We start from the raw sequence: 11,494 nt of genomic DNA, 5'->3' as shown, positions 1-11,494 counted from the left end.
TTTCCGATATGAATGCATTCGAAAGGACCCCGTCATGCAGACACGCGTGGCACGTCTACACGGCGCGAAGGACATCCGCGTCGAAACACAGGATACCGATGGCCCCGGCCCCGGTGAAGTGCTGCTGACCATGGCGGCCGGCGGCATCTGCGGCTCCGATCTTCATTATTATCAGGATGGCGGTTTCGGCCCGGTCAGGGTGCGCGAGCCGATCATCTGCGGCCACGAGGCATCCGGCCATGTGGCGGCTTTGGGGGCGGGCGTCAGCGGGCTTGCCATCGGCCAGCTCGTCGCCGTCAACCCTTCGCAGCCCTGCGGTCATTGCCACTTCTGCCTGAAGGGCCAGCCGATCCATTGCCTCGAGATGCGCTTCATGGGCAGCGCCATGCGCCTGCCGCATGAGCAGGGCATGTTCCGCGACCGGCTGGTGGTTCCCGCCAAACAATGCGCGGCATTTTCAGACGCCACCTCGCCCGCCGAGGCCGCCTGCACCGAACCGCTCGCCGTCTGCCTGCATGCCGTCGCCCAGGCAGGCGATCTGACCGGGGCCAAGGTTTTGGTAACCGGCGCTGGCCCCATCGGCCTTCTTACCATCGCCGCCGCCCGCCATGCCGGCGCGAGCGTCATCGTCGCCACCGACTTGAGCGATGCGGCGCTGGAACGCGCACCCGCCATGGGCGCAGACCGCACCATCAATGTCGCGAAGGACGCAGAAGCGCTTTTGCCCTATCAGGAAAACAAGGGTTATTTCGACGTCATTTTCGATTGCTCCGCTGCCGGCCCCGCGCTTCGCACGGCCTTTGCCTGCGTGCGCCCCCGCGGCGCCATCGTGCAGGTGGGCGTCACCGGCGATATCACCATTCCGCTCAATGCGCTGGTGGGCAAGGAAATCCTCTGGCGCGGCTCACAGCGTTTCCACGAGGAGTTCGCCATCGCCGCCGGCCTGATCTCCTCGCGAGGGATCGATGTGCGGCCGATCATTTCCCACAGCTTCCCGCTGGAAGACGCGAAAGCCGCATTCGAACAGGCCGGAGACCGCTCCGCCGCCTGCAAGGTGCAACTGACATTTTCCGCAGAATGATATTTGAGGATTAAACATGAGACATACATGGCGCTGGTTCGGCCCGGTCGACAAGGTCACGGTTCAGGATGCGGCTCAGGCAGGCGCGGAAGGCATCGTCAGCGCGCTGCATCATATCACCACCGGCGATGTCTGGCCGGTGGACGAGATCGCCAAGCGGCATGAGGCGATCAAGACCGGCGGGCTTTATTGGGACGTGGTCGAAAGCGTGCCGGTTTCCGAAGAGATCAAGACGCAGACCGGCGACTGGAAAAACCATATCGCCAACTGGCAGGAGACGCTGCGCCGCCTCTCCGCCTCCGGCATCCGCACCGTCTGCTACAACTTCATGCCCGTGCTGGACTGGACCCGCACCGACCTGCGCTGGGAAACCAGACACGGCGCAAAGGCGATGCGTTTCGATCTTCCCGATTTCGCAGCCTTCGACATTCATATTCTGAAGCGCCCCGCCGCGAAGGCCGATTATCCGGAGTGGCTGGTAGAGGAAGCGGCAAAACGCTTCGCCGACATGCCCGACACGAAAATCGCAGCTCTCGGTCGCAATATCGGCGCGGGCCTGCCCGGCTCGGCGGATGGTTATACGCTCGCCCAGCTTCTCGAAAAACTGCGCTCCTATCACGGTATCAACCGTGAAAGGCTGCAACAGAACCTGATCGACTTTCTGTCGGAGGTGACGCCGGTTGCCGAAGAGGTCGGCATCAATATCTGCGCTCACGGCGATGATCCGCCATGGCCCCTGCTCGGCCTGCCGCGCATTCTCTCAACGGAAGCCGATTACGCCCATATGCTCTCAAAGGTCGATAGCCGCGCCAATGGCGTTACGCTCTGCACCGGTTCGCTCGGGGCGCGGGCGGATAACGACCTGCCCTTCATCGCCAGCCGTTTTGCCGATCGCATCCATTTCGTGCATCTGCGCAATGTGACGCGTGACACCGATACCGTGCCCTGCTCCTTCTTTGAGGATGAACATCTGGAGGGCGGCACCGACATGGTCGCCGTCATCGCCGCACTTCTGTCGGAAGAATCCCGTCGTCGCGCCGAAGGCCGTGAAGATCACACCATCCCGATGCGGCCCGATCACGGGCAGGAAATCCTCGACGACCTGACGCGCGGGGCGCAGCCCGGTTATCCCGCCATCGGCCGGCTGAAAGGGCTGGCGGAGCTGCGCGGTATCGAGCGCACCCTGTCGCATGGCCGTTTCGGGCTGGCGAGCGGGCAAGGCTGAGCAAGATAATTGACCGCAGGCTTCCCAGTCAGCCGGCGGTCAGTCGTCCCCTGAACAGCAGACAGGTAATGGTGAAAAGCCCGCCGGCTATGGCGCCGGCGGCTTTCACGGCAGCATCCATCAGATGCGGATGACGTGTGGGCGACAGAAACTGCAGCGCTTCGATACCAAAAGCTGCAGTGACACCCGCAACGATGACGGCGAGCCAGTGGCGCGGATAGGCAAACACGAAAGCCGCCGAGCAGAAAGCGAAGGCGGCGGCACGGTCTATCCCCACCGTCGTCAGCGTGTGAGGCCGAAAGCCGATCGGGCAGATTGTAACGATCACGATCAGCAGAAGAACCGACCAGGCGATGTATTTCGGAAGTCTATTTGTCATCATGACGTCATATAAAACGCCGTGCGCGTAAACGGAAGCGGGTCTTTTTCACGTCTCGCCCAATTAATCACACTTTTTGATCAAATAGTTGCGAAACCGCCTTTCGTTGCGGCCCCACACGGGCTAATGCAGAAGGCGACCGGGCGAGGATCGCGGCTGATGGCGTTGACGCTATCGCCTTTCGGTCCCATGTCACGGTATCGGGTGGATTTTCCACACAGGATCAGATTTTCAGGGATGAGCACAATGAGTTTCAAGCCGCACGGCAAACATCTGGTTGCAGGAGAATGGGTCGCAACGGATGCAAAATTCCGCAGCGAGCCTGCACATGGCGAGGCTTTCGATTTTTCGGTCGGCACGGTCGATCTGGTGAACAAGGCTGCGGAAGCCGCTGAAGAAGCCTTCTGGAGCTATGGCTACACCACCCGCGAAGAGCGCGCCGCATTCCTCGACACCATCGCCGATGAGATTGAAGCACGCGCCGACGCCATCACCGAAATCGGCTCGTCCGAGACCGGCCTGCCCGCAGGACGCCTGCAGGGCGAACGTGGCCGCACCGTTGGCCAGCTCCGCCTGTTCGCCTCGCATATCCGCAAGGGTGATTATCTCGACCGCCGCCACGACGAAGCGCTGCCGGATCGCCAGCCGCTGCCGCGCCCGGATATCCGCCTGATGCAGCGCCCGATTGGCCCTGTCGCCGTCTTTGGCGCGTCGAACTTCCCGCTCGCCTTCTCCACGGCCGGCGGTGACACCGCCGCCGCTCTGGCTGCCGGCTGCCCGGTTGTCGTCAAGGGCCATTCCGCCCATCCCGGCACCGGTGAAATCGTTGCCGAAGCCGTTTTGGCCGCCGTCAAGAAGCACAATCTGCATCCCGGCGTCTTCTCGCTGATCCAGGGCGGCCGCCGCGATGTCGGTTCCGCGCTCGTGCAGCATCCGCGCATCAAGGCGGTCGGCTTTACCGGCTCGCTCGCCGGCGGCCGCGCGTTGTTCGATCTCTGCGCCCAGCGCCCCGAGCCGATCCCCTTCTTCGGCGAACTCGGTTCCGTGAACCCGATGTTCCTGCTGCCGGAAGCTGTTTCCGCTCGCGGTGAAGCCATCGCCAAGGGCTGGGCCGGTTCGCTGACCATGGGTGCCGGCCAGTTCTGCACCAATCCCGGCATCGCCGTCGTTCTCGCCTCGCAGGCGGATGCGGTTGCCGAAACCGCACGTGCAGCTCTTTCCGAAGTCGGCCCGCAGGTCATGCTGACCGACGGCATTGCCGCTGCCTATCGTGACGGCCGCGATCGTATCGCCGCCGGCAACGGCGTGCGTGACGTGCTGACCACCACCTGCGATCTGCGCAATGCAACGCCCTACCTGTTCCGCGTTTCGGGCAAGGACTGGGTTGCCAACCACGCGCTTGCCGAAGAGGTTTTCGGACCGCTCGGCCTGATCGTCACGGTCGATAGCCCGGAAGAAATGCTGGAAGTCGCAAAGAGCTTCGAAGGCCAGCTGACCGCAACCCTGCATCTTGACGGTGGCGACGCCGAACTCGGCCGCAAGCTGCTGCCGATCCTGGAGCGCAAGGCAGGCCGCGTTCTCGCCAACGGTTTCCCGACCGGCGTGGAAGTGTCCGAAGCCATGGTTCACGGCGGCCCTTACCCGGCTTCGACGAACTTCGGCGCAACCTCGGTTGGCACCATGTCGATCCGCCGCTTCACGCGTCCGGTTTCCTACCAGAACATCCCTTCGGACGTTCTGCCTGCGGATATCCGCTAAAACTGATGGAGGCAGGCGCAGCGATGCGCCTGCTTTTTTTCCGGCTTTACAGCCCTTCGGGAAATACGGCCTGACGCTGAAGCGTCACTTGCCTCCTCCCGCCTCCCTTTTTCTCGCCTCACTGTCTCCATCCAGATTTTTCCGCACCAAGACGTCCGCATCGGTTGACATCGACCCCGCACGTAATGCTAATACGCAATCTCGTAACGTAATAACATTACAATCATCCTTCAGAGCCGACACCGGTTCGTATCCGCACAGGGATGATAACGTCTGGAAGGAACACCATGAGATTTTCCCTTCAACAGCACCTTGGCATGAGCGCGCTTGCCACGTGCCTTGCCCTCACCCTGCCGCTGGCCTCTGGCGTGGCGCAGGCGGAAGAAAGCGGCGACAGCGTCAAGGAATGGCGTCTCTTCATCGCCGATCACACCCAGCCGGTGGTGCGCGCCATCAATTTCGAAACCGGCAAGGAACTCGGACACTACGACCTCAAGGGCTATGCGGCACTGACCGCCAGCGCCTCCGGCAAGACTGTTTTCGCCACACAGTCAGATTCGGATATCGTGCATGTGATCAAGACCGGCATCGTCTTTTCCGACCACGGCGAGCATCGCGATCTGGATGTGGAAGATACGGCGCTGCTGCCCGTTACCTTCGAAGGCAAACGGCCGTTCCACGTCGTGCCCCACGATGACCATGCGATCCTCTTCTACGACCGTGGCGGCAAGGCTGAGATCATCGATGAGGCCACCCTGCTGGACGGCAAGGCAAAGGTCCGCACCGTCGATACGACCGCCCCACATCATGGCGTGGCGGTGACCATGGGCCGTTACGTTCTGGTGTCCGTACCCAACACGCAGATCGAAACCAAACCCGACACGCTGCCGCCCCGCATCGGGCTGCGCGTTCTTGACAGGGAAGGCAAGCAGGTTGGTGAACAGGCGACATGCACCGATCTGCACGGTGAGGCGACATCCGCACGGCTTGCGGCCTTTGGCTGCAAGGAAGGCATTCTCGTTGCCCGGCCGGGCGGCACGGATGGTCCGAAGCTCGAAATGCTGGCCTATCCGGAAGATTTCCCGAAAGCCTATACCGGCACGCTGCTCGGCGGCAAATCCATGCAGTTTTTCCTTGGAAACTACGGTGAGGACAAGGTCGTCCTGATCGATCCTGACAGCAAGGACGCCTTCCGTCTGGTGGAGTTGCCGACCCGGCGCGTCGATTTCATCCTCGACCCCGCCAATCCGCGCAATGCCTATATCCTGACGGAAGATGGCGACCTGCATGTGCTTGACGTGCTGGAAGGCGCCATCACCCGCAAGGCGAAGGTCACCGAACCCTACAGCAAGGATGGCCATTGGCGCGATCCGCGTCCGCGTCTCGCCGTTGCCGACGGTCAGATCGCAATTTCCGATCCGCGCCATTCGCTGGTGCGCGTGGTGGATGCGGAAAGCCTGAAGGAAACCCGCACGCTTGCGGTGGAAGGCCAGCCCTACTCCATCGTTGCCGTTGGCGGCTCCGGCGCTTCGCACTGATACCGAACAAAAGAAACCCCGTGCGCCCGAAGAGCACACGGGGTTTCCTGATTTTGAAGGCCCGTATTATCAGGCCGACTGCACAGCCTGTATCTTCTCGATGCCGCCGACAATGCCGGCGAAATCCTGCCAGACGCCCTGCGCGCCCTTGCGCCATTCGTCCAGCGCTTCCGGCTGCAGCACCTTACCGCCCTTGGAAAGCGCAAGCTCGACGGACTTCACTTCGTCCTCGACGATCAGCTGGTTGAAATATTGCGCGCCTTCGCTCGATGCTTCCAGGAGAACCTTCTTCTCTTCGTCATCCAGCTGGTTCCAGAAGGTCGCACCGTAATAGACCACGCCTGAAGCCCAGATGTGGCCGGTTTCCGTCAGATACGGCACGACCTCGTAAAGCTTGAAGCCGGCATAGGCGGACTTGGTGAGATCCATGGCATCAGCCACGCCGGTTGCCAGCGCATTATAGGTCTCGGTGATCGGGATGCCGACCGGCGTGGTGCCGAAGGCGCTCCACAGTTTGGTGTGCAGCGGGCTCTGGATGACGCGGATTTTCTTGCCTTCCAGCTGCTCCGGCCGGGTTACCGGTTCCTTGGTCAGAAGATGGCGCGCGCCGTAGTTGATGAAATCGGCGGCGATGAATTGCTGGGCGGCGAGCTTGGTCTTCAGATCAGTGCCAGTCTCGCCCGTCACCACCTTGCGCACATGGTCGGCATCGCGGAACAGGAAAGGCAGATCGAGGATTTGCAGTTCCGGCACCCAGCCCGAAAGCGAGGAGACTGTCGAAAGGCTCGCCTGCACCGAGCCCAGCCGGATATTTTCCGCCACTTCCTTTTCACCGCCCAGCGCACCGCTCTTGACGATGTTGAAACGGAAACGGCCGGGCAGCTTCGCCTCCACCAGTTCGCTGATCTTCACCCAGATTTTCGTCTCGGGCTTGTCATCGGCAAACAGCGAGGCAACGGTGAGGCTGCGGGTTCTGGCATTTGCCGTGCGCACAAAGGCGGGGGCGGCGAGCGTTGCGGCGCCGATGGCGGAGAGTTTGAGGAGATTGCGGCGATCGATAATAATCATGATTGAAACCCCAAATTTAGAAGAAAATGGCCCAGGCGCACAAAATGGCGAGGGAAACGAGAAGCGAGACGAGATAGGGAACGACGGCCCGGAAAAGTGCTGTCGCCGGAATGCGGGTGACGCCGCTGACCACGAAGATCAGCATGCCGAGCGGCGGTGTCAGGCCATGGATCATCAGGTTGACCACAAGAATGACGCCGAAATGGATGGGATCGATGCCGGCCGCCACGGCAGCGGGCAACAGGATCGGCCCGAACAGCAGGATGGCAGCACCAATATCCAGCACCAGCCCGACCGCGAGCAGGATGAGATTGGAGAGCAGAAGCACCGCGATCTTGCTGCCGCCCAGAAGCGTGACAAAGTCGGTGACGAGGCCGGAGACATTGTCCACCGCCAGCAGGAAGGCGAAAGGCCCCGCCGTGCCGATCAAAAGACCGATGGCCGCCGCCTCACCCGCCGACTGGCGGAAGGTCGCGAAAATGCGGCCCGCGCCCAGCCGGTAACCGAAGCCGAGAAACAGCGTGTATAGCGCCGCAAGGGCCGCAGCCTCCGTGGTGGTGACGACGCCGATGCGGATGCCGACTACTACGATGACGCCAAGCCCGAAGGCGGGTATGGCGGCCACGGCCGAGCGCCAGCGTTCGCTGCCTGTCGCGCGCGGCAAGGTATCGACACTGCGCACGCTGAGATGGATCGCCACCGCAAGGCAGATTGCCATCAGCCCGCCGGCGAAGAAGCCGCCGACCAGCAACGAGCCCACCGACAGATTGGTGGCCGTTGCGAGGATGAGAAAGGCGATGGAAGGCGGGATGACATTGTCCAGCACCGAGGTGGCGGCAATGATCGCGCCCGCCTGCGCTGGCGGATAGCCGTGCTTCACCAGTTCCGGCTGGAAAGTGGAAGCGCCGAAGGCGGCGTTGGCAACAGAAGAGCCGGATGCGCCGGAAAACAGCACGCTGGTCAAAAGCGTCGTCTGCGCCAGCCCCGCCCGCCGGTGGCCGACCATGGAGGCGGCAAAACGAACCAGCTGGTTGGCGACGCCCGATTCCGTCAGCAGGCTTCCGGCCAGCAGGAAGAAGGGAATGGCAAGCAGCAGGAATTTCGACATGCCCGTCACCGTCGAAGACACGATGGCCGGCTCCGGCAAGGTGCTGCCGAAGGCGATCGCCACATAGGCGGCGGCGAGAAAAGCATGGGCAAGCGGTGCGGCCAGAACCAGCCCCACGGCCGCCGTGAGTGCCAGAAACAGGCTTGGCGGCAGGGTCGTATCGATAAATAGTTCCGGCAGGCCGACATAAGAAACGACCGCGATGGCGACGGAGAGCAAAACGGCAAGCGCCTTGCCTTCACCGACCCGTTGAAGCGCCAGATAGACAAAGATCAGCGCACCGCCTGCACCGAGAAAACCGAAGCGCACCCATTCCGGCAGACCGAGCGTTGGCGACGTGCCGCCCAGCATGGCCGCAATCTCCACCCCGCCGAAAGCGAGGATGAGGGCTGCGACGAAGGAGAAGGCATCGGCCAGAACTTCGGTTGCGGCATGAAAGCGTTCCGGCAGGAAACGCACGAATACATCCAGCCGCATGGCCAGAGCGCTCTTGAGGCTGAGCGGCGCGCCGACCGCGATCATCGCCACATTGAGCCAGATGCCCAGATCTTCCGCGCCGATGAAACCGGTATGGAACAGGTATCGCAGGGTGACATTGACCAGCACCACCACAAGAAGCGTCGCAAGGATGGCGGCGGCAATCGCGCCGAGCGCCTTGTCCAGAACGGCAAGCGCCCGCTCGGCCACGCGTTGTGGACCGAAGCGCCGTTGCGCGATTGTTGTTGCCGGACTTGCCGTCATGTTGTTCTTCTCCACTCCCGCACCATGCTCAGGAGGCCTTGGCCGAGAGGTCGCGGTCGAACAGGGTCGACCAGGTAAATTGTTTTGCCGCTGACACTTCCCGCGATACATCGAGACGTGGCAGAACCTTTTCGCCGAAGCGGAAGGCTTCCTCCAGCAATGGCATGCCCGAGAGGATAAAGGTGTTCACGCCCGCCTTCTTATAGGCTTCCAGCGTGCGGATGACAGTATCCGGCGAACCGACAATCGCGGTTCCCGGGCCCGGACGGACAAGCCCGATGCCGGCCCAGAGGTTGGGGGCTATTTCCAGATCGCGCAGGTTTTCCGGTTTCTGCCCGCCATGCATCGCCGTCATGCGCTGCTGGCCGACGGAATCGGTCTTGCCGACAAAACGCTGGTTGGCGGCAATCGCGCGCTCATCCATGCGCCCGTAAAGGTCGGCGGCGGCGGCCCAGGCCTCTTCATCGGTATCACGCACGATGACATAGAGCCGAATGCCATATTCCAGTTCGCGGCCAAGCTGTTCCGCCCGCGCCTTCACGAGATCGACCTTCGCGCCGATCTGATCGGGCGTTTCACCCCAGGATAGGTAGGTCTCGACATGTTTGGCCGCAACGTCGATGGCCTTCTCCGACGAACCGCCGAACCACAAGGGCGGTGGTTCTATGCCCTGCCCCACCGGCAGTGCGAGCTTTGCGCCCTCGGTCTGGAAATGCCGCCCCTTGAAATCCACCGTCTCGCCAGCGAAAAGCCGGTGCCAGATTTGCAGATATTCATCCGCCATATCGTAACGCTCGTCATGTGGCATGGTCATGCCGTAAGCGCCGAGCATTTTCGCATCGCCAGAGACGACATTGATCAGCAGGCGGCCACGCGAAAATTCCTGAAGCGTCGCCGCCATCTTGGCAAGCAGCGTCGGCGCAATCAGGCCCGGATGGATCGCGACCAGCAGTTTAAGCCGCTCGGTATAGGAGAGCAGTGCGCCCGCCAGAACCCAGACATCATGCGCGCCAGTGGCAAACAGCGCGCCGGTGTAACCCAGCTGGTCGTAAGCCAGCGCCAGCTGCTTGTAATAACCGAGATCGACCCTGCGGGAGCCTTCCGGCTGCCAGGGATAGGCGCCGTCGGGCGCGCACATGTACCAGAAAACATTCATCTGTCGCCTCCGACGCTGGCTGATTGCGGGGCCGGGCTTTGCCCGGTCTGAACCGGTAAAGAGAAATGGCCGTGCCTGTAAAGCGTATCGGCCTCCTCCTGCTGTTCGGCAAGGATATTTTCAGCGGCGGGCACCACGGAAAGATCGCGTGAGCGCAGCACCTTCCCCCAGGATGCCGCATCACCCTCGCTGCCCGGTTCGGCGGCGAGAAGGGCTGCGGCCCTGTCGATATCCGCCATGACGGCGCGGCCGACGCGGTCCAGTTCGGCCGCAATCACCTGTCGTGTCTCCTGCGCTATATTGTGACGCGCCAGCGTCCAGAACAGCGAGCGGTTGGGAATGGTTGAACCGCAGCGGACCAGAAGGCTGATCTCCTCATGGGTCAGAGCCTTTTCCAGCCGTGGCGACATCGTCACCCAGGCATCGACACGGCCTTCCACGAGGTCAAGCAGGCTGTCACTATCACCGCTTTCAATCCGCGTCACGTCCGCAAGGCCAAGTCCCGCCCCTTCCAGACTGCGCGCCAGAAGATAGGTATGAAACGATCCGTCGATCAACGATATGCGCTTTCCCTGGAGATCAGCGGCTGAACGGATCGGACTGTCGCGCCGCACGAGGATCGCGCCATTTGCCGGCCTCGGGGCCGAGGCCGCGATATAGGCTGCAGAAAGACCGCGCGCATCCGCCTCGATGGGCGGCGTCGAGCCGGTGCCACCAAAATGGATGTCGCCCTTTTCGAGGAGAGCCGCCGTATCGCGCCCTTCGCGATAGGTCACGAATTCCGGCTCGAACGCCACGAAAGCGCCGGGCCAGAGCCGGGCGAGCCGTAAATGCAGATTGTTGGGATGGACCCCGATTTTCATGTCGACACCTCATTTCGCAATCAATCTACTTTTTTATAGAGTGTTTTCGAGGAACGTTTTGGCGATCCTCAGCCGGAAAGCGAAAGAGAAATCTACTAATCCTGTAGATTTTAAAAATTCTGCAGCCGACTAAAAACGACCAGCATCAAGCCATTGAAATTTATCGCTATACAATTTACTTTTTTATAGTCTGAAACAGGGACCAGTAGTTGTGACGAAACCGGTTTCCAATCTCATCTGCCGCAGCGTGGTGGAAGCGAGCGAGCTTTTGAAGCTTGTCGCCAACGCCAACCGTCTGGCCATCGTCTGTTATCTCATGGAAACGGAGGCCTCCGTTTCCGCACTGGAATATGAACTTGGTATCCAGCAGCCAACGCTTTCGCAGCAGCTAGCCGAATTGCGCGATGCCGGTATCATCGAAGGCACACGGGAAGGCAAGGCGGTGATCTATCGTGTCACCGACCCGCGCATTATCCAGCTGGTTCTGACCCTGCGTGGTCTTTACAAGGACCTTTCCGATGTGACGGGCAAGAAAGGTAGGCGCGCCTTGCCGCTGGATGAGGCGATGTTCGACTGA

General features: G+C 61.6%; 10 protein-coding genes. 5 read left to right on the top strand and 5 right to left on the bottom strand.

Annotation, left to right across the window (positions count from 1 at the left end; all coding sequences use genetic code 11):
• The first annotated feature begins 34 nt into the window (after positions 1–34).
• Together FCH38_RS19455 and uxuA are read left to right on the top strand one after the other, a co-directional pair.
• Positions 35–1,081 carry an L-idonate 5-dehydrogenase gene (locus FCH38_RS19455; protein WP_174374815.1) on the top strand — a complete coding sequence of 349 codons (1,047 nt, stop codon included), beginning with the start codon at positions 35–37 and terminating at the stop codon, positions 1,079–1,081.
• Between the two features lie 16 nt (positions 1,082–1,097).
• Positions 1,098–2,306 carry a mannonate dehydratase gene (gene uxuA / locus FCH38_RS19450; RefSeq protein ID WP_174374814.1) on the top strand — a complete coding sequence of 403 codons (1,209 nt, stop codon included), beginning with the start codon at positions 1,098–1,100 and terminating at the stop codon, positions 2,304–2,306.
• Positions 2,307–2,334: 28 nt separating this feature from the next.
• On the opposite strand, the gene FCH38_RS19445 is transcribed toward uxuA, so the two are convergent.
• Positions 2,335–2,685, bottom strand: a complete 351-nt coding sequence (locus tag FCH38_RS19445; RefSeq protein ID WP_236776658.1) for an antibiotic resistance protein VanZ — start codon at positions 2,683–2,685, stop codon at positions 2,335–2,337.
• A 246-nt stretch (positions 2,686–2,931) separates the two neighbouring features.
• On the opposite strand from FCH38_RS19445, the gene FCH38_RS19440 reads away from it, so the two are divergent.
• Together FCH38_RS19440 and aztD are read left to right on the top strand one after the other, a co-directional pair.
• Positions 2,932–4,443, top strand: coding sequence for an aldehyde dehydrogenase (NADP(+)) (locus FCH38_RS19440; protein WP_153516621.1), 1,512 nt, complete (start codon positions 2,932–2,934; stop codon positions 4,441–4,443).
• Positions 4,444–4,730: 287 nt separating this feature from the next.
• Positions 4,731–5,981, top strand: coding sequence for a zinc metallochaperone AztD (gene aztD, locus FCH38_RS19435; protein WP_153516622.1), 1,251 nt, complete (start codon positions 4,731–4,733; stop codon positions 5,979–5,981).
• Between the two features lie 69 nt (positions 5,982–6,050).
• Here aztD and FCH38_RS19430 read toward each other — a convergent pair whose 3' ends face one another.
• The 4 genes from FCH38_RS19430 to FCH38_RS19415 are packed head-to-tail and all read right to left on the bottom strand — an operon-like array spanning position 6,051 to position 10,917.
• Positions 6,051–7,049 carry a TRAP transporter substrate-binding protein gene (locus tag FCH38_RS19430; RefSeq protein ID WP_153516623.1) on the bottom strand — a complete coding sequence of 333 codons (999 nt, stop codon included), beginning with the start codon at positions 7,047–7,049 and terminating at the stop codon, positions 6,051–6,053.
• 16 nt (positions 7,050–7,065) lie between these two features.
• The gene (locus tag FCH38_RS19425) at positions 7,066–8,898 is read right to left on the bottom strand and encodes a TRAP transporter large permease subunit (RefSeq protein WP_174374813.1); all 1,833 of its coding nucleotides are present in this window, start codon (positions 8,896–8,898) and stop codon (positions 7,066–7,068) included.
• Between the two features lie 28 nt (positions 8,899–8,926).
• On the bottom strand, positions 8,927–10,054 hold the full coding sequence (locus FCH38_RS19420) for an LLM class flavin-dependent oxidoreductase (protein WP_174374812.1): 1,128 nt from the start codon (positions 10,052–10,054) through the stop codon (positions 8,927–8,929).
• A complete protein-coding gene (locus FCH38_RS19415; RefSeq protein ID WP_174374811.1) occupies positions 10,051–10,917 on the bottom strand; it encodes an ABC transporter substrate-binding protein in 867 nt (288 codons plus the stop codon). The genes FCH38_RS19420 and FCH38_RS19415 overlap by 4 nt, the downstream gene beginning before the upstream one ends.
• 211 nt (positions 10,918–11,128) lie before the next feature.
• On the opposite strand from FCH38_RS19415, the gene FCH38_RS19410 reads away from it, so the two are divergent.
• Positions 11,129–11,494 carry an ArsR/SmtB family transcription factor gene (locus FCH38_RS19410; RefSeq protein WP_065117652.1) on the top strand — a complete coding sequence of 122 codons (366 nt, stop codon included), beginning with the start codon at positions 11,129–11,131 and terminating at the stop codon, positions 11,492–11,494.

Origin of the sequence: Agrobacterium tumefaciens (assembly GCF_013337285.1) — a bacterium.
GTDB lineage: Bacteria > Pseudomonadota > Alphaproteobacteria > Rhizobiales > Rhizobiaceae > Agrobacterium > Agrobacterium burrii.
The sequence above is the reverse complement of the archived record's forward strand: the minus strand, read 5'-3'. Positions and strand labels throughout refer to the sequence as shown.